This window comes from Phyllobacterium sp. 0TCS1.6A, assembly GCF_026420825.1.
Classification (GTDB): domain Bacteria; phylum Pseudomonadota; class Alphaproteobacteria; order Rhizobiales; family Rhizobiaceae; genus Phyllobacterium.
Window position 1 is genome coordinate 306,377 of sequence record NZ_JAPMAB010000002.1, and the last position, 22,175, is coordinate 328,551.

General features: G+C 62.2%; 27 protein-coding genes and 1 tRNA gene. 8 read left to right on the forward strand and 20 right to left on the reverse strand.

Annotated features, from left to right (window positions below):
* The first annotated feature begins 8 nt into the window (after window positions 1–8).
* Window positions 9–323 carry a DUF3011 domain-containing protein gene (locus OSJ75_RS05660; RefSeq protein ID WP_250017060.1) on the forward strand — a complete coding sequence of 105 codons (315 nt, stop codon included), beginning with the start codon at window positions 9–11 and terminating at the stop codon, window positions 321–323.
* On the opposite strand, the gene OSJ75_RS05665 is transcribed toward OSJ75_RS05660, so the two are convergent.
* From OSJ75_RS05665 to rplU, 11 genes are all read right to left on the reverse strand, one after another.
* Window positions 324–2,270 (reverse strand): MacB family efflux pump subunit, encoded by a 1,947-nt coding sequence (locus OSJ75_RS05665; protein WP_250017058.1) that lies wholly within the window; start codon window positions 2,268–2,270, stop codon window positions 324–326.
* Window positions 2,271–2,301: 31 nt separating this feature from the next.
* Window positions 2,302–3,570, reverse strand: coding sequence for an efflux RND transporter periplasmic adaptor subunit (locus tag OSJ75_RS05670; protein ID WP_267227215.1), 1,269 nt, complete (start codon window positions 3,568–3,570; stop codon window positions 2,302–2,304).
* A 236-nt stretch (window positions 3,571–3,806) separates the two neighbouring features.
* Window positions 3,807–4,289 carry a 23S rRNA (pseudouridine(1915)-N(3))-methyltransferase RlmH gene (rlmH, locus tag OSJ75_RS05675; RefSeq protein ID WP_267227216.1) on the reverse strand — a complete coding sequence of 161 codons (483 nt, stop codon included), beginning with the start codon at window positions 4,287–4,289 and terminating at the stop codon, window positions 3,807–3,809.
* A gap of 93 nt (window positions 4,290–4,382) precedes the next feature.
* Window positions 4,383–4,766: a ribosome silencing factor gene (gene rsfS / locus OSJ75_RS05680; RefSeq protein ID WP_250017209.1), complete on the reverse strand. Its 384-nt coding sequence runs from the start codon at window positions 4,764–4,766 to the stop codon at window positions 4,383–4,385.
* A 136-nt stretch (window positions 4,767–4,902) separates the two neighbouring features.
* Entirely contained in the window at window positions 4,903–5,493 is a 591-nt protein-coding gene (locus OSJ75_RS05685) for a nicotinate-nucleotide adenylyltransferase (RefSeq protein ID WP_267227497.1), read from the reverse strand.
* Window positions 5,494–5,540: 47 nt separating this feature from the next.
* Window positions 5,541–6,824 carry a glutamate-5-semialdehyde dehydrogenase gene (locus OSJ75_RS05690; RefSeq protein ID WP_267227217.1) on the reverse strand — a complete coding sequence of 428 codons (1,284 nt, stop codon included), beginning with the start codon at window positions 6,822–6,824 and terminating at the stop codon, window positions 5,541–5,543.
* 3 nt (window positions 6,825–6,827) lie between these two features.
* Window positions 6,828–8,012, reverse strand: a complete 1,185-nt coding sequence (proB, locus tag OSJ75_RS05695) for a glutamate 5-kinase (protein ID WP_267227218.1) — start codon at window positions 8,010–8,012, stop codon at window positions 6,828–6,830.
* Window positions 8,013–8,029: 17 nt separating this feature from the next.
* A complete protein-coding gene (obgE, locus tag OSJ75_RS05700) occupies window positions 8,030–9,064 on the reverse strand; it encodes a GTPase ObgE (RefSeq protein WP_250017047.1) in 1,035 nt (344 codons plus the stop codon).
* Window positions 9,065–9,171: 107 nt separating this feature from the next.
* Window positions 9,172–9,792 carry a GNAT family N-acetyltransferase gene (locus tag OSJ75_RS05705; RefSeq protein ID WP_250017045.1) on the reverse strand — a complete coding sequence of 207 codons (621 nt, stop codon included), beginning with the start codon at window positions 9,790–9,792 and terminating at the stop codon, window positions 9,172–9,174.
* A 120-nt stretch (window positions 9,793–9,912) separates the two neighbouring features.
* Window positions 9,913–10,182, reverse strand: a complete 270-nt coding sequence (gene rpmA / locus OSJ75_RS05710) for a 50S ribosomal protein L27 (RefSeq protein WP_250017043.1) — start codon at window positions 10,180–10,182, stop codon at window positions 9,913–9,915.
* Between the two features lie 24 nt (window positions 10,183–10,206).
* Window positions 10,207–10,683 carry a 50S ribosomal protein L21 gene (rplU, locus tag OSJ75_RS05715; protein WP_267227219.1) on the reverse strand — a complete coding sequence of 159 codons (477 nt, stop codon included), beginning with the start codon at window positions 10,681–10,683 and terminating at the stop codon, window positions 10,207–10,209.
* 332 nt (window positions 10,684–11,015) lie between these two features.
* Between rplU and OSJ75_RS05720 the strand changes: the two genes are divergently transcribed.
* Window positions 11,016–11,105, forward strand: a tRNA-Ser gene (locus tag OSJ75_RS05720).
* Window positions 11,106–11,299: 194 nt separating this feature from the next.
* Here the strand turns inward: OSJ75_RS05720 and OSJ75_RS05725 are convergent.
* Window positions 11,300–12,538 carry an MFS transporter gene (locus OSJ75_RS05725; protein ID WP_267227220.1) on the reverse strand — a complete coding sequence of 413 codons (1,239 nt, stop codon included), beginning with the start codon at window positions 12,536–12,538 and terminating at the stop codon, window positions 11,300–11,302.
* 183 nt (window positions 12,539–12,721) lie between these two features.
* Window positions 12,722–13,189 (reverse strand): Lrp/AsnC family transcriptional regulator, encoded by a 468-nt coding sequence (locus OSJ75_RS05730; RefSeq protein WP_250017026.1) that lies wholly within the window; start codon window positions 13,187–13,189, stop codon window positions 12,722–12,724.
* 116 nt (window positions 13,190–13,305) lie between these two features.
* Between OSJ75_RS05730 and OSJ75_RS05735 the strand changes: the two genes are divergently transcribed.
* The gene (locus tag OSJ75_RS05735) at window positions 13,306–13,908 is read left to right on the forward strand and encodes a LysE family translocator (protein WP_267227221.1); all 603 of its coding nucleotides are present in this window, start codon (window positions 13,306–13,308) and stop codon (window positions 13,906–13,908) included.
* A 2-nt stretch (window positions 13,909–13,910) separates the two neighbouring features.
* Here OSJ75_RS05735 and OSJ75_RS05740 read toward each other — a convergent pair whose 3' ends face one another.
* On the reverse strand, window positions 13,911–14,132 hold the full coding sequence (locus tag OSJ75_RS05740; protein ID WP_267227222.1) for a hypothetical protein: 222 nt from the start codon (window positions 14,130–14,132) through the stop codon (window positions 13,911–13,913).
* A 46-nt stretch (window positions 14,133–14,178) separates the two neighbouring features.
* Between OSJ75_RS05740 and OSJ75_RS05745 the strand changes: the two genes are divergently transcribed.
* Complete coding sequence (locus OSJ75_RS05745; protein WP_267227223.1) at window positions 14,179–14,778, forward strand: TetR/AcrR family transcriptional regulator; 600 nt, start codon at window positions 14,179–14,181, stop codon at window positions 14,776–14,778.
* Between the two features lie 94 nt (window positions 14,779–14,872).
* Complete coding sequence (locus OSJ75_RS05750) at window positions 14,873–15,361, forward strand: RrF2 family transcriptional regulator (protein WP_250017002.1); 489 nt, start codon at window positions 14,873–14,875, stop codon at window positions 15,359–15,361.
* Window positions 15,362–15,507: 146 nt separating this feature from the next.
* Here the strand turns inward: OSJ75_RS05750 and OSJ75_RS05755 are convergent, their stop codons facing one another.
* Genes OSJ75_RS05755 through OSJ75_RS05765 form a run of 3 tightly spaced genes read right to left on the reverse strand, consistent with a single transcriptional unit; the run spans window position 15,508 to window position 17,231 of the window.
* Window positions 15,508–15,924 (reverse strand): cupin domain-containing protein, encoded by a 417-nt coding sequence (locus OSJ75_RS05755; RefSeq protein ID WP_250016994.1) that lies wholly within the window; start codon window positions 15,922–15,924, stop codon window positions 15,508–15,510.
* 11 nt (window positions 15,925–15,935) lie between these two features.
* Window positions 15,936–16,697, reverse strand: coding sequence for an SDR family oxidoreductase (locus OSJ75_RS05760; RefSeq protein ID WP_267227224.1), 762 nt, complete (start codon window positions 16,695–16,697; stop codon window positions 15,936–15,938).
* 54 nt (window positions 16,698–16,751) lie between these two features.
* Window positions 16,752–17,231 carry a carboxymuconolactone decarboxylase family protein gene (locus tag OSJ75_RS05765; protein WP_250016971.1) on the reverse strand — a complete coding sequence of 160 codons (480 nt, stop codon included), beginning with the start codon at window positions 17,229–17,231 and terminating at the stop codon, window positions 16,752–16,754.
* A gap of 218 nt (window positions 17,232–17,449) precedes the next feature.
* On the opposite strand from OSJ75_RS05765, the gene gcvA reads away from it, so the two are divergent.
* On the forward strand, window positions 17,450–18,325 hold the full coding sequence (gene gcvA / locus OSJ75_RS05770) for a LysR family transcriptional regulator (RefSeq protein ID WP_250016963.1): 876 nt from the start codon (window positions 17,450–17,452) through the stop codon (window positions 18,323–18,325).
* 10 nt (window positions 18,326–18,335) lie between these two features.
* Here the strand turns inward: gcvA and OSJ75_RS05775 are convergent, their stop codons facing one another.
* Both OSJ75_RS05775 and OSJ75_RS05780 read right to left on the reverse strand, forming a co-directional pair.
* Complete coding sequence (locus tag OSJ75_RS05775) at window positions 18,336–18,515, reverse strand: hypothetical protein (RefSeq protein ID WP_250016948.1); 180 nt, start codon at window positions 18,513–18,515, stop codon at window positions 18,336–18,338.
* A 66-nt stretch (window positions 18,516–18,581) separates the two neighbouring features.
* The gene (locus tag OSJ75_RS05780) at window positions 18,582–18,872 is read right to left on the reverse strand and encodes a DUF6074 family protein (RefSeq protein ID WP_250016940.1); all 291 of its coding nucleotides are present in this window, start codon (window positions 18,870–18,872) and stop codon (window positions 18,582–18,584) included.
* Window positions 18,873–19,100: 228 nt separating this feature from the next.
* Between OSJ75_RS05780 and OSJ75_RS05785 the strand changes: the two genes are divergently transcribed.
* On the forward strand, window positions 19,101–19,526 hold the full coding sequence (locus OSJ75_RS05785) for a hypothetical protein (protein WP_267227225.1): 426 nt from the start codon (window positions 19,101–19,103) through the stop codon (window positions 19,524–19,526).
* A 106-nt stretch (window positions 19,527–19,632) separates the two neighbouring features.
* Window positions 19,633–20,883 carry an aminopeptidase gene (locus OSJ75_RS05790; protein ID WP_250016930.1) on the forward strand — a complete coding sequence of 417 codons (1,251 nt, stop codon included), beginning with the start codon at window positions 19,633–19,635 and terminating at the stop codon, window positions 20,881–20,883.
* A gap of 111 nt (window positions 20,884–20,994) precedes the next feature.
* On the opposite strand, the gene OSJ75_RS05795 is transcribed toward OSJ75_RS05790, so the two are convergent.
* Window positions 20,995–22,098, reverse strand: coding sequence for a saccharopine dehydrogenase family protein (locus tag OSJ75_RS05795; protein ID WP_250016914.1), 1,104 nt, complete (start codon window positions 22,096–22,098; stop codon window positions 20,995–20,997).
* Between the last annotated feature and the right edge of the window lie 77 nt (window positions 22,099–22,175).

Sequence of the window (22,175 nt, forward strand, 5' to 3'; positions counted from 1 at the left end):
CGACGTTCATGACACTTCCGGCACAGGCGGACGATGTGAAGTGCGAATCCCGCAAGTTCGACTACAGGGAATGCCGCACCGATATTCGGCGCCCTCGCGTGGCGCGCCAGATTTCCAAGACGCCTTGCATTGCCGGCGAAACCTGGGGCTTCCAGCGGGGCCGCATCTGGGTCGATCGCGGCTGCGCGGCCGTGTTCAGCGATTCTCGGCGGGACCGCGACCGTGATCGCCCGCGCTGGCGCGACCGCGACAGGCATGAGGGCAACTGGGACGACAATCGGCGCCGCCGTCGCGACGATGATCGCTACGACGACGATTATTGATCATTCCGAACTGAGGGCGACTGCCGGCTGGAGACGGGAAGCGTTTCTTGCCGGCAGATAGCCGAAGACGAGGCCCGTCAGGAACGAGCAGGCGAAGGCAAGCACGACCGGTCCGAGCGTGAAGCTGATCGGAGCGCCAAGCGCCTTGGCGAGAACGCCCGTCCCGAGGCCTGCCACCACGCCTATTGCGCCGCCGACGGCGGAAACCACCAGTGCTTCGATAAGAAACTGCAGCAGGATATCGCGCTGGCGTGCGCCCGTGGCCATGCGCACGCCGATTTCGCGCGTTCGTTCGCTGACGCTGACCAGCATGATGTTCATCACGCCGATACCGCCGACCAGCAGCGATATCGCCGCCACCGCCGCCAGAAAGAGCTTCAGGGTATTCGACGTCTCGGTGACGGCTTCCCGGATCGACGCCATGTTGACGATCTGCGTGTCCTCGCGCTTGTGACGCTGGTCGAGCAGGCCCTGGATCGCCGTCTGCGTAGCGTCGATAGCCGAACCGTCCTCCACCTGAACGGTGATCGTTCGCACGTTTCGCTGGCCGAAGAGCCGGTTGCTCCCGGTCGTCAATGGAATGAGCACCGTGTCGTCCTGGTCGTTGCCTCCGGGACCTGCGCCCATCTCGCTCATCACGCCGATGATCTGGAACGGTATCTTGCTGACGAGCACATATTTGCCGAGCGGGCTCTCGCCATCGGCAAACAGCTTCTTCGCCACGGTCTGCCCCAGAACGGCGACCGGCGCATAGGTGCTCATGTCGCGCGGATTGATGAATTCTCCCGCACCGACCTTCCACGACTTGGCTTCGGTGAACTGCGGAACGGTGCCGTTGACGGTGGTCTGGTAGTCGATATTGCCGTAGCGCACGGTCACCGTGCTCGTCATCTCCGGCACCGCGAACGCCACGTTGGGTACTTCAAGGATGGCATCGGCATCGGCAGGTACGAGCGAAACGATGCTGCCGCCCTCCCCGCCGCGGAAATTCGCCATGTTCGGCCGCACGATAAGCAGGTTCGAACCCATCGAAGATATGCGGTCGAGCACCGAATTCTGCGCGCCCGTGCCTATTGCCAGCATGGCGACGACCGAGCCGACGCCAATGACGATGCCGAGCAGCGTCAGGATCGTCCGGAAGAGATTGGCGCGCAGCGCCCTTACCGCCATCTTCACGGCTTCGGAAACATCGGCGAGCGCTGCGGCGCCCTCGCCCATCTGCCGCGCCAGCACGCCCGCCGCCTCGGGGTTGCTCCGCCCCTTCTTGGTGCGGTCCGAAATGATGCGGCCGTCGCGCAATTCGATAAGCCGGTCGGCCTGCTCGGCGATCTCGCGTGAGTGGGTGATGACGATGATCGTATGGCCGTCCTCGTTCATCTTGCGCAGCAGCGCCATCACGTCTTCGCCGCTCTGGCTGTCGAGGGCTCCCGTCGGCTCGTCCGCCAGGATGATGCGGCCGCCATTCATCAGCGCCCGGGCAATCGACACGCGCTGCTGCTGCCCGCCGGACAATTGATTGGGACGATGGTCCAGCCGGTCGCCGAGCTTGAGCGAGGTCAGCAAGGTTTCCGCCCGTTCCTGCCGATCCCGCAGCGACAACCCCGCATAGACCGCCGGAACCTCGACATTCTCCTGCGCGCTGGCAGTCGGGATGAGATTGTAGTTCTGGAACACGAAGCCGAAGGTGCGCCGGCGCAGCGCAGCAAGCGCGTCGGCGGTAAACCCCGATACATGCTCGCCATCCAGCAGATAATCGCCGCTGGTGGGCTGGTCGAGACAGCCGAGTATGTTCATCAGGGTGGATTTGCCCGACCCGGACTGGCCGATGATGGCGACGAATTCTCCAGCCTCTATGTCGAGCGAAATCCCGTGCAGAACCTCAACGGCGATATCGCCATTGTGATAGGTCTTGGTGATATCCTTCAGCGAGACTACCGGCGATGCCATTGCCGCAAACCCTTTCTGCACCCGGCCTGCACTAGAACATCCTCGGCATGCGTGTTCGCCTTCCGCCGCCATCGCCATTGGCCTGCGGATTGCCGGCGGGTGCTGCGACGACCTTTTCGCCTTCCTGCAGCCCGCTGACGATCTCGACGCTCACCCTGTTGCGGATGCCAGTCTCCACCTGGCGCGCTGCGCTCTGGCCCGCGCCGTCGACGACAGTGACCTCAAAGGTTCTGGCGCCTGTCCCGTCTGCCGCCTTGACAGGGCGAACGGCGGAAGCCGGCACAAGAAGCACGTCCCGGGCGGCGGATTCGACGAAGAACACCTGCGCACTCATCGATATCATCAGCTCGCCATCGGGATTGGGCACGTCGAACAGCGCGTAGTAGAGCACGACATTGTTCTGGATGTCCGGCGTCGGCTGGATCTGCCGCAGCTTGCCCGCATAGCGCTTGCCGGGTTGGCCGAGCAGGGTGAAATAGGCGTCCATGCCTGGCTTCAGCTTGCCCACATCGGCCTCCGAAACCTGCGCCTTCACGGTCATGGTCGACAGATCGGCAATGGTGACGATGGTCGGCGCCGTCTGCACCGCATTGAGGGTCTGCCCCTCCTTGACCGGCACGGCCGCAATGGTGCCCGTCATCGGCGCGTAGATCTTGGTATAGCCGAGATCGACCTGATCGCCCGCCAGCGTTGCCTGCTGCTTGCGTATCTGCGCTTCGAGCGCATTCACATCCGCTTCGGCGACCGCAAGGTCGGCGATTGCCTGGTCCAGCGTCGATTGCGCTGCCGATCTCGTGCTGACGAGCGAGCGCTGCCGTTCGATATTGGCTTTCTTGAGAACGAGCTGGGCATTCTTGGAGACGAGCTGTGCCTGAAGATTGGCGAGTTCGGCCTGGTCGATCTCGATACGGTTCAGGATCGTCGCCGGATCGATCTCGGCGATGAGCTGGTTTTGCGTCACCTTGTCGCCGATTTCGACATGCAGCACTTTCAGCTGGCCCGATACTTGCGCGCCGGCATCGACGGATTTGATCGAGTCGAGCGTGCCTACGGCGGTGACGGCATTTTCGATGTCACCCCTGACTACGGGTTGCGTGACGGCAGCCACGGTCGTTGCCGATGCACCATATTGCTGCCAGCCGTAATAGGCGCCGCCAACGGCCACGAGCAGTACGACCGGCAGCCAGAACCATCTGCCTCGCCTGCGCCGTTTGCCGCGCGGTTTGTCGGTGACCGGTATGAAGGTCACATTCGACTGGCCGGGGACGGCTTCCTTGGCTGATCCTGTTGCCTTGTCCATTGACGGTTCAACTCCGAAACTTGTTCACACGCCTGTTCAATCAGTGAGGCCCATTCTATCGGTGAGCCCCGTTCTACCAGTGAGCCCATTCTAACAGTGAGATAGTGATCCATCGCACAGCAAAAACCTTTGAGATCATTATATTTTCGTAATGATCGCCGCGGCGGATTATGGCCGAAGCGCCTGAACCCGCCATGAATGACGTCATTGTTGCGCCAGCCGGGCGCGTCATGGGCTCAGGCCCGGTGATATGGATGACCGGAGAGAATCGTGGTTGCGCGGTAAAGCTGCTCGGCCACCAGTATGCGAACGATCTGGTGCGGCCAGGTCATTGCGCCGAGCGCCAGCACGATGTCCGCACGGTCGCGCAGCGAAGCATCATGGCCATCAGGACCGCCGATAGCGACGACAAGCTGGCGCTTGCCCTCGTCACGGAACCGACCGAGATCGTCGGCGAACTTTTCGGAAGTGCATGTCTTGCCGCGTTCATCGAGCAGGACGAGCACGGCGCCGGGCTCGAGGACGGCCAGCAGCCGTTCCGCCTCTTCCCGCTTGCGCAATTGCGCTTGTGGTGCCCGGCTTTCGGCGATTTCGGAGACGCCGGTAAATTCGAGGCCAAGCGGACCGCAGGTCTTTTTCAGTCGGTCGAAATAGCGATCGGCCAGCTCTCGTTCGGGCCCGGATTTCATCCGGCCGACGGCAAATATACCGATACGCATTCAGGCTCCCGGCCAAAGGCACAAACATCATGCCGGGCTGCTCCAGGCCTCCCGCCAAATGTTCCATCGCCCGTCCTGCAGGACGGCGATCTCTTAGTGTACGGTCTCCCCGTCCAATTCCGGCGCCTGCCACATCTTTTCGATGTTGTAGAACTCCCGAACTTCCGGACGGAAAATATGGATGATGATGTCTCCGGTGTCGATCAGCACCCAATCACCGCTCGACAGGCCCTCGACCCTTGCATTGTGGCCATGGCCGCTTTCCTTCAGGGATCGCAGCAACTGATCGGCGACCGCCGTCACATGCCTGTGCGAACGCCCTGAAGCGATGACCATGTGGTCAGCGATCACGGATTTGCCTCGAAGGTCGATGGGTACGATGTTTTCAGCCTTGGAGTCGTCGAGACTGGCAAGAACTGACTGAAGGGCAAGAGTTACGGAATTGATTCCGCTGACTTCCGCCGTCGAAGGAGCAATGGCATCCCTCTTTTGAATTGCTGTTCTCAGTGTATTTCCTTTCTCTTAAGAACAACGCGAACAGTCTTACTGACTGTCACTATAAGATAGGCAGAGTCGCATGGCAGTTTCAAGACGGGCCCAGGTAATAGTGCGATCACGATTTACCGCGTCCATTGCGGATCGCCGTCGAGGACAGGAGCGACCGCGGACCATGGATGAATGTCCAGGCCGGCGCCCGCGAACGGGCCAGCAGGGGGGCATCGTCCTCGTCGATGCGGGCGAAATCGAACGTCTTGGCGACGCGTGACGAAAGAAACGCCAGCGTCGAGCCGGGCCTGTCGATGACGGCGATGGGAAACGTCGAGACGATCGTCCGCCATCGCTGCCAATGGTGGAAATTCGCCAGATTGTCGGCACCCATGATCCAGACGAAATGTACGCCCGGGTTGCGTGCCTTGATCAATGCAAGCGTATCTGCGGTGTAGCGGATCTGGTGCGCCGCCTCGAAAGCGGTGACTTTCACCCGCGGGTCGTGAATCATCGTCTCGCAAAGCGTCAGCCGTTCGCTGAGAGGCGCCAGTTCGCGCGTATCCTTCAACGGATTGCCGGGCGTTACGATCCACCAGAGCTGGTCGAGCTTGAGCCGCCGCAATGCGATCTCGGCGACCAGGGCATGGCCCGCATGGGGAGGATTGAAGGACCCGCCAAACAGGCCGACCGCCATGCCTTTTTCCACGTGCGGCATGCGCAGATGCCGGGCGCTGACGCCTGGATATTCCTCCCGCCTGAAACTCACGGGCGGATTTGGCCGCTGCCGCGAACGCGGTATTTGAACGAGGTCAGCTGTTCGACGCCGACCGGGCCACGCGCATGCATCTTGCCTGTGGCAATGCCGATTTCCGCGCCCATGCCGAATTCGCCGCCATCGGCAAACTGGGTTGAAGCATTGTGCAGGAGAATGGCCGAATCGAGCTCATTGAAGAAGCGCTCGACGATGGCAGGATCCTCGGCAATAACCGCCTCCGTATGGTGAGACGAATATCTGTCGATATGTTCGATCGCGCCATCGATGCCATCGACGGTGCGTACCGAGATGATCGCGTCCAGATACTCCGTGGACCAGTCGCTTTCGGATGCAGGCAGGGCAGCGGGGAAGAGCTGCTTGACCGACTCATCGCCCCTTATCTCGCAGCCCGCCTTCGCCAGGTCCTGCAGCAAGGGAACGAGATGCGTTGGCGCGATGAGCTTGTCGATCAACAGGGTCTCGGCTGCACCGCAAACGCCGGTGCGCCGCATCTTGGCATTGACGATGATCCGGCGCGCCATGTCGAGATCGGCCGAAGCATCGACATAGACATGGCACAGGCCTTCGAGATGAGCGAAGACCGGTACGCGGGCCTCCGACTGCACGCGCGCCACGAGGCTCTTGCCGCCGCGCGGAATGATGACGTCGAGCTTTCCATCCAACCCCTGCAGCATCTCGCCGACGGCCGCGCGATCGGATGTCGGTACGAGCTGAATCGCATCCTCCGGCAGGCCCGCTGCCGCGAGCCCTTCGAGCAAGGCGCCGTGGATGGAGGCGGCGCTGTGGCGCGAATCCGAGCCGCCGCGCAGGATGACGGCATTGCCCGATTTCAGGCAGAGGCTGCCTGCATCCGCCGTGACGTTGGGCCGGCTCTCATAGATCACGCCGATGACGCCAAGCGGCGTCCGCACGCGCTCGATATGCAGCCCATTCGGGCGGTCCCATTCGGCGATGATCTGGCCGACGGGATCGTCCAGCTCTGCAATCGTCCTTATGCTCGCGGCGATGGAGAGAACCCTTGCCTCGTCAAGCTTCAGCCGATCCAGCAGTGCCTCGGTCATTCCGGCCGCCCGGCCATTGGCCATGTCGATGAGGTTCGCTTCGAGGATCTGCGGCATGCGCCGCGTCACGGCATCGGCCATCGCCAGAAGTGCGGACGTCTTCGTCTCCGCCGCAGCGATGGCGAGCGGCCCGGCGGCAGCCCGTGCCCTGCGCCCGATCTCGGCCATAAGCCCAGCGACGGAAATCTCTGCCTCGGCACGTATCAACATTGTTCACTCCCCGGCGCTTGGCCGCTTGGCGCGTACCACAAGATCATCGCGATGTATCATGGCAGAGCGGGCATCATATCCCAGAATGGTGGAGATTTCATTGGTCTTGTGGCCGGCGATCCGGGCAGCGTCAGCTGAATCATAGGCGATCAGCCCGCGCGCCGCCTCCTGTCCGTCCGGCCCATAGACCGCGACCGTATCGCCGCGCATGAAATCGCCCGCGACCTCGCGCACGCCGGCCGCCAGCAGCGATTTTCCCGAACGCAGCGCAGCCAGCGCGCCCGCATCGATGACGAGGCGCCCGGAAGGTTCGAGATTGCCGGAGATCCACGTCTTCCAGGCATTGACCGGCGTGGGACTCGGCCCGAACAATGTGGAGCGTTCGCCCGCATCTATGGCCGCGAGGGGATTGAGACGATTGCCCGAAGCAATGATCATGGCAGTGCCGGCGGCATTGGCGATCTTGCCCGCATCGAGCTTGGTCTTCATGCCGCCGCGGGAATATTCCGACGCGGCAGCCCCTGCCATCGCCTCGATTTCCGGCGTGATCGCTTCGACGAGCGGCAGAAACCGCGCATCGGGGTTCTGATGCGGCGGAGCGGTATAGAGCCCGTCAATATCCGACAGGAGGATGAGCAGGTCGGCGCGCAGCATCGTGGCGACACGGGCCGCGAGGCGATCATTGTCGCCATAGCGGATTTCCGTGGTCGCGACCGTGTCGTTCTCGTTGATCACGGGGATCGCCTTCATCCGCAGCAGCGTGCCGATGGTGGCCCGGGCATTGAGGTAGCGGCGGCGCTCTTCAGTATCCGAAAGGGTGAGCAATATCTGCCCGGCGCGCAACCCGTGGCCGCTCAGGACCTCGGCATAGGCCTTGGCGAGTTCGATCTGGCCGGCAGCCGCCGCAGCCTGGCTCTCCTCCAGCCGCAGCGCGCCTCTCGGCAGGCCGAGGACATTGCGCCCCAGCGCGATGGCTCCCGACGATACGATCAGCACTTCGACGCCGGCGGCGGCGAGCGCGGCGACATCCGCGCCGAGGCTGGCAAGCCATTGCTGTTTCAGGCCGCTGGCGCGATCGACAAGCAGCGCGGAGCCGATCTTCACGACGATCCGGCGATAGGAACTCAGTTTCGGTCGCTGAACCACCCTGTCGAACTCATCCAGAACGTTTGCGGATTTCACGGACATGCTGCGACCTGACGGGACTATCGTTTGAAACGGGTATCTTCCTCGACAGGCGCCTCGGCCTCCCGGGATTGAACAATGATCGCCGAGAGAGCGCGCAGGACCTGCTCGACGCCTTCGCGCGTGGCGGAGGAAAGCAGCATCGGCTCGACGCCGGCAGCCTTCTTCAACGCCGCAAGCTTCTTCTTTCGCGTGGCTGCATCAAGAATATCGACCTGGCTGAGGGCGACGATCTCCAGCTTGTCCACAAGGCCGTGACCATAGGCTTCGAGTTCGCCGCGCACGGTGCGGTAGGCGCCGGCGACATCCTCTTCCTGGGCGGAGACGAGATGGAGAAGCACGCGCGTCCGCTCCACATGGCCGAGGAAGCGGTCGCCGATGCCGACGCCCTCATGCGCGCCTTCGATCAATCCGGGAATGTCGGCGATGACGAGCTCCCGCCCGTCCACACGCGCGACGCCGAGATTCGGATGCAGCGTGGTGAAGGGATAATCGGCGATCTTCGGCTTCGCCGCCGTGACGGTAGCGAGGAACGTGGATTTGCCGGCATTGGGCTTTCCAAGCAGACCGGCATCGGCAATCAGCTTCAGCCGCAGCCAGAGCGTGCGCTCCTCGCCGGCGAGGCCGGGATTGGCGCGGCGCGGCGCCTGGTTCGTCGATGTCTTGAAATGCGCATTGCCGAAGCCGCCATTGCCGCCTTTCGCGAGCCTGTAGCGCTGCCCGACGACCGTGAAATCGCAGATCAGCGTTTCATTGTCTTCCTCGAATATCTGGGTTCCGACGGGAACCTTGAGGATGACATCGTCACCCTTGCCGCCCGTCATGTTGCGGCCCATGCCGTGCATGCCGATCTTGGCGCGGAAATGCTGCTGGTAGCGATAGTCGATAAGCGTATTCAGGCCGTCCACCGCCTCGGCCCAGACATCGCCGCCGCGTCCGCCATCGCCGCCATCCGGCCCGCCGAACTCCAGAAACTTTTCGCGGCGAAACGAAACCGAACCGGCGCCGCCATCACCCGAGCGGATATAGACTTTCGCCTGATCGAGGAATTTCATGAAGGTTCAGTCCTTTTTTATCGTCCGAGCCATTACAGCAATTTCAGACAGATGAAAACATATTGTCATAGCCGGAAGCCGCCCCGGCCAGACCGGGGCGGTCGGCGTCACGAGCTCCAGCTGCGCAGTCCGATCCATGTGCGCCGGTCGAGCGTATAGCGTTCGACCGGCACGTTGCCGGCATTGATCGAATCCATCATGCCGGTTGTCATGTACTGGAACCCGCTCTTGTAGAGCACCCGGCGCGAAGCGATGTTCGAGACGCGGCAGGAAGCATAGAGCTTCTCCACCTGCGTTGCCCGGAACACCAGATCCACCAGGGCATGTGCGGCCTCGGTCGCATAGCCCTTGCCCCAGAAGGGTTCGCCCAGCCAGTAACCGATCTCGAGCGTATCCCTGCCGTCACCGGCATGGTCGTCCCGGTTGCGCCTGTAATTTATGCCGCAACAGCCGACGAAAGTCCCGGATTGCGCGAGGGTGACCGCATAGACGCATTTGCCGATCTCGCCCGCATTGGCGCGGCGCACGAAATCCACCGCATGTTCTTTCGTGTAGGGGTGGGGCATGCGGGAAAGCATTTCGGCCACACGAATATTATCGGCGAGATTGGCAATTGCATCGACGTCTTCGAAGTGCGGGGCACGCAGAACCAGGCGCTCCGTTACCAGGACGGGACAATCTATCAGATCCAGCCGTTCTTCACTGTCCTCGGCTATTTCAGCAACCATTTTTCTATCCTCCAGATACGAAAAGGGAGACGGGCATCAATCCCATCTCCCCTTTTGATCTTTTGGCGGTTGCCATTGAGCCCGGGTCCGATGGGACGCCGGTGCTTCGAGCAGGACCGGCTATTCTGCTGCTTCGGCGATCGGGTTGATCGACACGTAGCTACGGCCGTTGGCTTTGGTGCGGAAAGAAACTGTGCCTGCTTCGAGCGCAAACAGAGTATGATCCTTGCCAATGCCGACATTGACGCCGGCATGCCACTTGGTGCCGCGTTGACGCACGATGATGTTGCCGGCGAGCACGCGCTCTCCGCCAAACTTCTTCACGCCAAGACGCTTTGATTCTGAATCGCGACCGTTACGCGAAGAACCGCCAGCTTTTTTGTGTGCCATTGGATTGCTCCTTCAAACTCTCTCTTACTCGCCCTTGGCGGGCTTCTCAGCCTTGGCAGCTGCCTTCTTGGGCGCTGCCTTGGCCTTGGGGGCGGCTTTCGTCTCGGTTGCCTCGGCGGCGGCGGCCTCAGCTTTCGGCTCTGCCTTCTTGGCCGGCTTTTCAGCAGCCTTCTTGGAAGGCTTCGCACCACCGGTGAGGATCTCGGCGATACGGATCGTCGTCAGTTCCTGACGATGACCGCGCGTACGCTTCGAATTCTGGCGGCGGCGCTTCTTGAAGGCGATGACCTTGCGGGCACGACCCTGCTCGACGACCTCGGCGGTGACCAGCGCACCTTCGACGACCGGCGCTCCGATCGTTGCGTCTGCTCCGACGCCGACGACGAGCACCTCGGGGAATTCAACGATATCACCGGCATTGCCGGTAACTTTCTCGACCTTGAGAAGGTCATTGGCGGCAACGCGATACTGCTTGCCTCCGGTCTTGATGACTGCGAACATTTTTTGCCCTTTCGGCGTTCGGTCCGGTTTTCTGCCTTGATGGCAATAACCGTCTTTTTGTCAGTCGTGACAGATTGATCGAAAGGCGTTCTACCGGTAAAGGCAACGCCCACACTCACAAAACAAATGGCGCGGGAAAGCCCCACGCCGGTCGTTTGGCCGCATATAGGCGAAGCTTTGGCGCCGAGTCAAGAAATTTAACGCAAAATGCTCTTGTATCTGCGCGCTTTGCCCGCTATCTAGCGCGTCGCACACTCAAGCCAATGCCCTTAGGGCAGCGCGCCGGGCAGGATCCATGATCCCGCCAACCCCAGGATCCCGATCCTTGACGCGGAGAGGTGGCAGAGTGGTTGAATGCACCGCACTCGAAATGCGGCATGGGGGCAACTCCATCGGGGGTTCAAATCCCTCCCTCTCCGCCATTTAATCTGGGTCTTTGATTTTGCGCCTGCGTGCCACCCTTCAGCCCGCCGATACACAAAGCAAAAACCGCCTTCGCAAAGCTGCGACGCGGCGAAGCTGTCCGAATTTCGCCCCCGCTCCGGCTTGAAGCGGGGGACATGGCGCGGCCTGGCTGGAGCTGGCTGTCTCAATGACTGCCGTGCAGCAGCAAGAACTAGCTGCGGCGCTGCAACAGCGCCAGCACCAGTGTCGATGCGGCGAGTAGCGCGGTCAGCGTCAACGGGGCCGTGGCGCCATAGGTATCCACGGCATAGCCGCCGACGACAGCGCCAATGGTGATCGCAACCTGGAACGAGGTGACCATCAGGCTGCCCGCGGCCTCCAGCGCGTCGGGCGCGGCGCGCGACAGGTTGGTGGGCAGCACGACCGGCGCCATGCCGAAGGCGAAGCCCCACAATGTCGCAAAACTGAAGGCCGCGACGATGTTCACGCCCCAAAGCACCAGGGCGAGCGCCGCAAATCCCATCAACCCGGCGGTGGCAACCAGCGCCATGCGGATATCGGCATCGGCCAGACGACCGCCGGCGATATTGCCGATCACGGCGGCGACGCCGAAGCCGAGCAGGGCCAGGGCAATCGGGCCAGTCGCCAGGAGCGTAACCTGTTCGAGGAAGGGGCGCACATAGACCAAGCCGGCGAAATGCCCCGTCATCAGCAGGAGGATGGCGAGCATGCCGATCTGAATGCCGCGGCGCCGCGTCAACCGGAATACATCGGCAAGGCTGTTGCTCGTGGTTGCCGGCAGCGTCGGCAGGCTGAGAAACTGCAGCAGCATGGCCACCGCGGCCAGTCCCGCCGTCATCGCCATGGCAGTGCGCCAGCCCAGCCAGTCACTGATCAGCGCACCCATCGACGGCGCGGCGATGGTGGCAAGGGAAACGCCGAGCGTGACGATCGCCATGCCGCGACCCGTTGCACTGGCGCCGACCAGCCGCGCTATGACGGCGACTGAAAGCGCCCAGAACGCGCTGAGGGCGATGCCCAGTCCGGCCCGGCCCAGCAGCAGCAGCCAGAAATCGGTCGCCACCGCCGCCAGAATATTGGAAGCGATCGCCAATGCGCTGAGGCCAACCAGAACCGCCTTGCGGTTCAGGCGCCCGATGAGAACATTGCTGAACAGGGCTGTCACGGCACCGACGGAAGCGGTTGCGGTGACGACCTGTCCCGCCGTGCCCTCGCTGATGCCGAGGTCCCGCGCCATTGGCGTCAACAGGCCGGCTGGCAGGAACTCGGCCGACACCAGCGCAAAGCTGGCGGCCGCCATCGAAAGAACCGCGCACCAGGTGCCGGCGCTCCATGTGGTCGGTGCAGTTGCCTCAAGGTCTGGAGCCTCAAGGTCTGGGGCCTCAATGTCTATCGCTGTATCATTGAGCTGTAATGTTGTGTCCGTCATGGCAGAATCTCCAAGGTTTGGGAGATAGTAATAGACGAGCCCCCTCGGATGATCTGTATCTTAAAATCCGAAATCCATGACTGTCCGTCCGGAAATTGTGCGGCGCACAATGCGAAATCGGTTATTGCGGCGACAAGCCGCTCGCAGCGCGATGTTTGAAGGCTTTGATGGCCCCGCTTCGCCTCAATCGATCGGCAAGGCGTAGGTCTGCTTGACGATCTGGCTGGGCACGTCGGTTTTCACATTCTGTATGCCATTTATCCGGGTCAGATGCGTCGATTGAAACCGCCGGTAGTCATCAAGGTCGGCGACCACAACCCGCAGCAGCGCGTCGCTCTCGCCCAGCATGATGTAGCATTCGACCACTTGCGGCAGCCGCTTCATTGCCGCCATGAAACGATCGATCGTTTCCGCATCCTGGGAAACCAGCCAGACGCGCGCGAACATCGACAGCGAAAGATTGACCTTGCCGGGGTTCAGCACCGCGACGTAACGATCGATGATGCCGGCCTCTTCGAGAAGACGCACCCGCCGGAGACAGGGCGACGGGGACAGGCCCACCTCCTTCGCCAGATCGACATTCTGCATCCGCGCATCCCTTTGCAGCGCGCGCAGGATCCGCTTGTCGATGTCGTCGAGGATCATTGGTATCTCCTGCTATATCAGGGTTATTTCATGGCAGAATATGCCAGTAATATCTCAAATTGCGCTATCTTTGCAACCCTGCGGCACCGGTTCCGAGCTAGGCTTCGCCCATGGAACCACAAATGATCCTACTCTTCACCCTCACCGTCCTCCCCCTGATCTGCACGCCCGGTCCGGACATGATTTTCGTTACGTCACAGGCCTTGTCGGGCGGAATTGCGGCCGGCCTGCGCGCCACATTCGGCATCTGTCTCGGCTATGGCGTGCATTCCGGCCTGGTCGCAGCGGGCCTGGCCGCAATCATCGCGGCGTCGCCGATCCTGTTCGAAGCGCTGCGCTGGGTCGGGATCCTGTATCTGCTCTACCTTGCCTCGACCCTCATCCGCTCCGCGCTCGGCCACACAAAGGCGGACGCCGCCGCCGTTACTTCGGCGCGGCAGATCCGGCGTGGCTTCCTGACCTCGGTTCTCAATCCCAAGGGGATGATGATCTATTTCGCCATACTGCCGCAGTTCATCATCGATCGAGCCAGTGTCGCATGGCATGCAGTGCTGCTCTCGCTTGTTTTCATCGCCTGGTGCGGCATCGTCTATGCGGCGCTGAGCCTCGTGCTCGGCAGAATCCGCACGCTTGGCGCAATCGACAATCGCCGCCGCCGGATCGTCGAGGGCAGCGGTGGCGGCCTGCTGATGATCGCCGCCGCCGCGATGGCGGTCCTTGGATAGCGCTATCGCCTGCCGCCATCCCAGCCGCGCAGCAGATCCAGCGGCTCCAGGCCATCGCAGCCTGGATCGGTGCGGACGGGCGCGGGACGCAAGCGCCGCATCAGCCGCCGGATGACGCCGTGATCATGCGCCACCGGCCTCTGTTCGGGAGTGCTCGGCAGCGATATCTGCTCCTCATCGACCATGGACAATCCTCCCCGTGGTAGTTCTATGGTGATCGCCATAGAACTACCACTAGACCGATCGCCATACAACTGGCATAATCGCGCAATGGCACGCCCCTCCGATGCAAAAGCCCGCTTTATCGACACCGCCGTCATTCTCTTCAGGGAACACGGCTATCATGGCGTCGGCCTCGCCGAGATCATCGCACAGGCCAAGGCTCCCAAGGGCTCCTTCTACTTTCATTTTCCCGGCGGCAAGGAGGAACTGGCCGAATGCGCCATTCGCCATGCCGGCGGCTACCTGCCCCACATGCTGCAGAAGAGCTTGCGCGACGCTCCGGATTTCAGGACCGGCATCGAAGCGCTGGTCGGCCATCTCGCGCGGGCTTTCGAAGCTTCCAACTGGACGCAAGGCTGTCCCATCGCCAGCATATTGCTCGACACGGCGCCCTACTCGGAGCGCTTGTCGCAGGCGATCCGGAGCGTGACCGATGAATGGATCGCCGCCTTCGGCGAGGCGACGCGGCGTTTCGATCTCGGTGAAGACCCGCGCGCGCTGGCAATGAGAATCCTCGTCTCGCTGGAGGGAGCCTGGATCATGGCGCGCATCTTCAAGTCGCGCGAGCCGTTTCACGAGGCGGTGGGCATGATCGTCGCCGGGCACGCCATTTCGGGAGCGCCGCCGCATCCCGCCCGTGCGGGCTGAGCCAAAGTTTACAGCGCGGCTTTAAGGATATAGTATATCCATAATATTGGCCCGCGCCAATTCGCCGGCGCCGCAGCATGAGACGAGATACGCAATGATCCTCAAGAGCCAGGTGGAGTGGGCGCTGCATTGCTGCGCCATATTGGCCAGCGTGCCGCCCGGCCGCTACCTCTCCACCAAGGCACTGGCCGAATTTCACGGCCTGCCGAAGGAATATCTTTCAAAGGCGTTGCAGAGCCTGTCGCAGGCGGGGATCGTCGAAACCACGCTCGGCCCGAGCGGCGGCTACAGGCTGGCGCGGCCGCCGTCGGAGGTGAATTTCCTGCAGATCGTCGAAGCGGTGGAGGGCAAGGCGAGCACCTTTGTCTGCACCAACATCCGCGCCAACAATCCGTGCAGGCCGGCGGGCTTTTGCGATGACAAGCCCTGCGCGGTCGCAAGGGTGATGTGGCAGGCCGATGCCGCCTGGCGCGGCACGCTGGAGAAGGTCTGGCTGTCGGACCTTGTCGATACGTTGACGGACGAGGTGCCGGACGACATCTGGAAGGGCACCTATGACTGGGTGGTCAAGCGCGCCGGTTGAATATTGATCGCATCGAGCCAACCTTCCTCATGCTGGGCCAACCTTCCTCATGCTGGGCATGTCGAAGCACATGACTGCATCCCCGACAAGCGCGGCACACGAGGGAGGTTGGCCGCTCAATCTTTCCCAGATCAGTCCTTCCCAGATCAGTCCTTCAACGGGAACGTCAGTTCCTTTTGATTGGTGTCGACGACGAACACCGCCAGCAAGCGCGCAGGCTTGTCATCGCTGGCATTGGCGCTCACGCCGTGCCGGTCGCCTGGATATTCGGAGAAACTCTCGCCTGCCTTGTAGACCTTGACCGGCCCGTCATTGACCTGGCTGCGAATGGCGCCTTCCAGCACCGTGGCGTAGATGAAGGCGCTGCTCGGATGCGTATGGCCCTCGGACGATCCGCCGGGACCGTATTCGACGAGGACGCCGCGCATGCTCTTGCCCGGCACGTTGGGCAGCACATGATCGTAGACGAGCGTGACCTTGGCCGCCTTGCCGCTATCATGCGCGGCGACGGGCGAGATGCCGATGAGACCGCAAAGCAATGCGGCTGCTATTCTTCCGTACATTTGGATGTCCTTTACGCGGTTCGAGATTGTTTCTGCGCCGCGAACCATTGCTCGAACGTGATCGAGCCAAGGCGCTGCGCGTCGTCGGTGACGAGGGAATTGTCGCTGAGCCGCGCCCCGAAATAGCGCGCCTCGGGGTCGGGTTCGACCGTGCGCGCATCGCCGGAGGCGCGCAGGTAGCGGGCGACGAGATCGCTCAGTTTCGACCGTTCCGGCCCCGCGATCTCTACGGTCGCATTGGCCGGCGCCGACAGTGCGATCTCGGTTACGGCGTCGGCCACGTCGTCGGAGGCGATCGGCTGGACATAGGCAGGCGAGAGGCGAACGGTCTGGCCGACCGTTCCCGACTGCGCTATGCCGGCAAGGAATTCCATGAACTGCGTGGAATGGATGATGGTGAAGGGAATGCCCGATTCCCTGATCAGCTTTTCCTGCACCAGCTTGCCGCGGAAATACCCGCTCTCCTGCAGCCTTTCCGTGCCGACGACCGAAAGCGCGATATGATGCCGGACACCGGATTTCCGTTCGGCCGCAAGCAGGTTGCGTCCGGCCGTGTCGAAGAATTCCAGCACCGCCTTGTCTTCGAACGATGGCGAATTGGCGAGATCGATGACGACATCGGCGCCTTCGAGCGCCTCGGCCAGCCCCTCCCCGGTCATTACGTTGACGCCGGTATTGGGCGAGGCCGCCACGACGTCATGCCCGCGCTTGCGCAGGCGCTCCACCGTTTTCGAACCGATGAGGCCGGTTCCGCCGATAATCACGAATTTCATGATGTTTCCCCTTCCGCAGCCGCAGCCGCAATGGTTACCCCTGGTTCAGGCCCTCTAGTTCAGGCCCGCCTTATCGAGACCGAAGGCCTTGTCGGCCGAGCCCGGTACGGCCTTGAAGCCGATGCTGACGCGGTTCCAGCCATTGATCGCCATGATCGAGAAGGTGAGGTCGGAAATTTCCTTTTCCGACAACTGGCCTCTCACGCGCTCATAGGTTTCGTCGGGTACGCCGCCTTCGGGCAGCCTGGTCAGCACTTCCGCCCAGGCGAGCGCCGCCCTTTCCTTGGGCGCAAAGAGATTCGATTCGCGCCAGATCGCCACGTGATAGAGCCGCAGTTCGCTCTCGCCATGGATCTTCGCTTCCTTGACATGCATGTCGACGCAGAAGGCACAGCCGTTCAGCTGCGAAACGCGGATGTTCACGAGATCGCGCAGGCGCGGCTCGATGGCGCCGTCGCGCAGGGCGAGGCTGAAATCCATGAACTTCTTGAGCAGGTCGGCCGATTGCTGGGAGTAGTTCAAACGCTGTGTCATTTTAGTCCCTCCTGGTATTAAGGATATTTGTTATCCTTATGGATATCTAATATCCGAATTAGAGAATGTAAAGCGGATTTCGTTTCGGCCTGCACATGAGGCTCATGATCACGGCGCGGCCTGGCAGGCGCGGCTTGCCAGACGTTGCCTGCCAGACGCCCTTGATCGCCGCGGCGGAAGCACGCTAAGTGGCGATGACGAACTGAACCAAGGCTGCCATGGTCCGCCCACATCTTCCCTTGAACGCCCTGCGCGCCTTCGAAGCCTCTGCCCGGCATCTGAGCTTCACGCGGGCCGCGATCGAACTCTGCGTGACCCAGGCTGCCATCAGCCATCAGGTCAAATTGCTGGAGGAACGGCTCAAGGTCAGTCTCTTCAAGCGGCTTCCGCGCGGCCTCAAGGTGACGGCGGAAGGCGAGGCGCTGCTGCCGGTCGTGCGCGATTCCTTCGATCGCATGGCCGACATGCTGGAGCGCTTCGAGAATGGCTATGTGCGCGAAGTGCTGACGGTCGGCGTCGTCGGAACCTTCGCCGTCGGCTGGCTGCTGCCGCGCCTCGGCGCGTTTCATGAGAGGCATCCCCACATCGACCTGCGGCTGTCCACCAACAATAATCGTGTCGATATCGCAGCCGAGGGCCTCGACTACGCGATCCGCTTTGGCAGCGGTGCGTGGCACGACACCAATGCGGAACGGCTGTTCGAAGCGCCGCTTTCGGCGTTGTGCGTGCCGGAAATCGCCGAACGGCTGCAGCGGCCGGAGGATCTGGCGGGTGAAACCCTGCTCCGCTCCTATCGCGCCGACGAATGGGCAGGATGGTTCGAGGCGGCCGGCATGCGAAGCGACCCGCCGATCGCACGGGGCATGACGTTCGATTCGTCGCTGGCCATGGTGGAAGCAGCGATCCAGGCCACGGGCGTGGCGCTGGCGCCGCCGAAAATGTTCGACCGCCTGCTGACCTCGGGCGCGCTCGTCAGGCCATTCGACGTCTTCGTCTCACGCGGCAGCTACTGGCTCACTTCGCTGAAATCGCGCGCCGAGACCAGGGCCATGGCGGCGTTCAGACATTGGCTGCTCGACGCCGCCACGGAGTGAGCCTGTTCGGCTACTCGTCTTCGAGCATGCCGAGCTCGCGCAATTCGCGTTCGCCTGCCGTTCGCGCATCGTCTTCGGTATCGTGCGGCCCGCTCACGGCGCCGGTCTCGCCATCGATGACGAGGACATAATACCAGTTGCCATCGCTTTTCTGATGGGTCTGGACAAGGCAGGTCTGCTCGCTGGTCATGCGGCCATCTTCGGCCGCCCGGCATCAAAATGCAAATGGCGGCATCCCGGTTTTGGCGGAAGGGCCTCAGTAGGAAGACAGGTCGCCATATATGCCGCGCGAGGCGAACAGCCGGTCGAGCTCATATTCGACGGCGGTGAAGAATGCGCCGATCTGTTCGTCCTGCTCGTCCTCGCACACGCCGGACTTGCTCAACTGCCGGAAAAGCGCGTTCGCCACCTGGTTCCTGTAGGCCTCGGCGTTGCGCTCGCTCGTCTTTTCCATGAGCCTCGCGGCGACTTCGCGTATCTTGGCCGCGCGGCGGGCGAGCGGAAAGGCGATGATCCGGCAGGGGGCGGCAGTTTCGGCGTCGTTCATGTGCGGTACTTTCCAATGCGGCCGAATCGCCGCGTTGCATTCTGATTCGCCGGAAGAATAGGGCCGAGGTTCCTAACAATTTGTTCAGCATGATAGCGATCGGCCGCCGCCGGGCGTTACGTAACCGGCGGTCATCTGTGCGTAACGGCAGCCGAAACTTGCTCGTAACGGCAGGGAGGCCTATCCCTGAATGGGTAGTGATTCGGGTTGTAACGACATATTTGCACAATGGCTCTTAGCAACGCAGAACGGCAGAGAAGGCATCGAGCCCGGCAAAAGCAGAAGCTGGCCGCGGTGGCGCCTGATCTCGATGCCCAGTACGAGAACGTCGGAGCGGACCTGCGCGACAGGCTCTACAAGCTCATCGAAGAGGAAAATGCCGAGCGCCAGCGTGCCGTAACGGACCGGCCGGCGGAGCTGACGGATTTTCGCCGCGTCATTCTCGATATCGCGCTCAATGAAGACCAGTCGGGCATAGCCGATGCCGCCTGCATGGTGCTGCTCAAGGCGCTGTGCATGGGCGAAAGCTCGGAACGGGAGATCCTCGAGGCCCGGCGCCAGAAGGTTCAGAGGGCGCTTGCCCGCAAGGAGGCGCAGCCGCGGGACCAGTTCACGCCTCTCCCGCATTTCGTCCGGGTGCCGAATTTCGGTTGATCCGAATCCCGCGCTGCCGCTGGATCATTGCTTGATGTTGTGACGGGCCGGGCTATGCTTGGCGCGGGCCATGCCTGGCCTGCAAACGTAACAGCATGGATTTGCGATGACTTCCCCGACCAAGATTTTCAATGTCGACCCGATCAAGCTGGACCGCCTGGCCGAAGTTGCCGTCAGGATCGGCCTTCAGCTGCAGCCCGGCCAGGACCTGCTGATAACGGCGCCATTGCCGGCGCTGCCGCTGGTGCGCCGCATCACCGAACATGCCTACAAGGCGGGCGCCGGGCTGGTGACGACCTTCTACAGCGATGAGGAAGCCACCCTCATGCGCTACCGCAATGCGCCGGACGACAGTTTCGACCGCTCGCCCTCCTGGCTGTATGACGGCATGGCGCAGGCATTCTCCGCCAATACGGCCCGGCTGGCCGTCGCCGGCGACAATCCGATGCTGCTCGCCAACGAAGACCCGGACAAGGTTTCGCGCGCCAACAAGGCGCAGTCCAGGGCCTACAAGCCGGCGCTGGAAAAGATCGCGGGCTTCGACATCAACTGGAACATCGTCTCCTACCCCAATCCTTCCTGGGCCAAGCAGATGTTCCCGGACGACGACGTCGAAGTCGCGGTGACCAAACTTGCGGATGCGATCTTCGCGGCGTCCCGCGTCGATATCGACGATCCTGTCAGCGCCTGGCGGGAGCACAATGCGACGCTGAACAAGCGCACGCTCTGGCTGAACGAGCATGCGTTTTCGGCGCTCCACTTCAAGGGGCCGGGCACGGACCTTACCGTGGGGCTAGCCGATGAGCACGAGTGGCATGGCGGGGCGGCGACGGCCAAGAACGGCATCAGCTGCAACCCGAATATTCCGACGGAAGAGGTCTTCACCACGCCGCACGCCCTGCGCGTCGATGGCCATGTTTCAAGCACCAAGCCGCTGTCGCATCAGGGCAGCCTGATCGAGAATATCAGGGTCCGGTTCGAGGGCGGCAAGATCGTCGAGGCGAAGGCCACGCGTGGCGAGGAAGTCTTCAACAAGGTGCTCGGCACGGATGAGGGGTCGCGGCGGCTCGGCGAAGTCGCGCTTGTTCCGCACTCCTCGCCGATCTCGGCCTCCGGCCTGCTGTTCTACAATACATTGTTCGACGAGAATGCCGCCAGCCACATCGCGCTCGGCCAATGCTACTCGCAATGTTTCGTCAATGGCGGCAAGCTTTCCGCTGACGAAGTCGCCGCGCGCGGCGGCAATAGCAGCCTCATTCATATCGACTGGATGATCGGCTCGGGCGAGATCGATGTCGACGGCATCGACAGGAACGGCGCGGCCATCCCTGTCATGCGCAAGGGCGAATGGGTCTGAAACAATCGCCTCGCTCGCCGTTGTAGCCACGACGGCGAGTGATCCGTCCTGATTCAGGCCCAGGCCAGGTCGGACCCAGGTCGGGTTAGATCAGGCCCAGCTCGGGTTAGGTCAGGCAACGAGCCTTCCGGCTGCTTCCACCTGCGCATAGGCCTTGCCGAAACGGTTGGCGAGGAAGGTATCGAGGGCGATGTCCTCCTGCCTGATGAAACCCTGCTGCGGCAGGTCGCCATTGGCGAGCATGTCCAGCACGGCGCAGATGGCGGAAGCGGTGGTGATCTGGATACCGCTATAGAGCCGCGCCCCGATATGGCCGCTATAGACCTTGTTCGCATAGGTCTCCTGCAACAGCCTGCCCTTCTTGCGGCCGCTGACCGTCACGAAGATGACCACCACGTCCTGCATCGTCGTCGGCAGGGCGTTTTCCAGGATGTCCTTCAATATTTCACGCCGGTCGCGCAGGCCGAGATCGTTCAGCAGCGCCTTCATGATCGCCGCATGGCCGGGATAGCGTATGGTGCGGTAATTGAGCGTGCGGACCTTGCCCAGCAGCGTCTCGCAAAGCGTACCGAGGCCGCCCGACGTATTGAACGCTTCGTAGGTAACGCCATCGAGGGAGAATTCCTCGCGCTCCTCGAGCGCCGGAACCTCCGTCAGCTCGCCATCGACGATCGCCTCGCAAGGTTCGCAATATTCGTTGATCACGCCATCGGTGGACCAGGTGAGATTGTAGTTCAAGGCATTGGAAGGATATTGTGGCAGGGCGCCGACGCGCATGCGGATGCTTTCGAGCGAGTCGAAGCGCTTCGCCAGATCGTTGGCGACGATCGAGATGAAGCCCGGGGCAAGGCCGCATTGCGGGATGAACGCGCCGGCGGCCGTGGCGGCAAGCTGCTTGACGATCCGCGTGCTGGCGACATCCTCGGTAAGATCGAGGTAATGCACGCCGGCCTTCGCCGCAGCCTGGGCGATGTGGGTCGTCAGATGGAACGGAGCGGCGCTGAGGACAGCGAATTTCCCGGCGAGCAGGGCTTCGAGCGCGCCCGCCTCCGTGATCTCGACCATGGCCGTCGCCACCGCCGACGTCACTTCCAGCGCATCGAGCTGCGCCTGCGACCGATCGACGACGGTAACGCGATAATCTCCTGAATCGGCCAGAAGATTGGCAATGGTTGCGCCGATCTTGCCCGCGCCGACGACTACGATGTCCTTCATGTGGAATCCCCCGGATTGATATGCGATCTGCCGATTCTACCATATTGCCCTGCGCTTTGAAGCCTCTATACTGACGA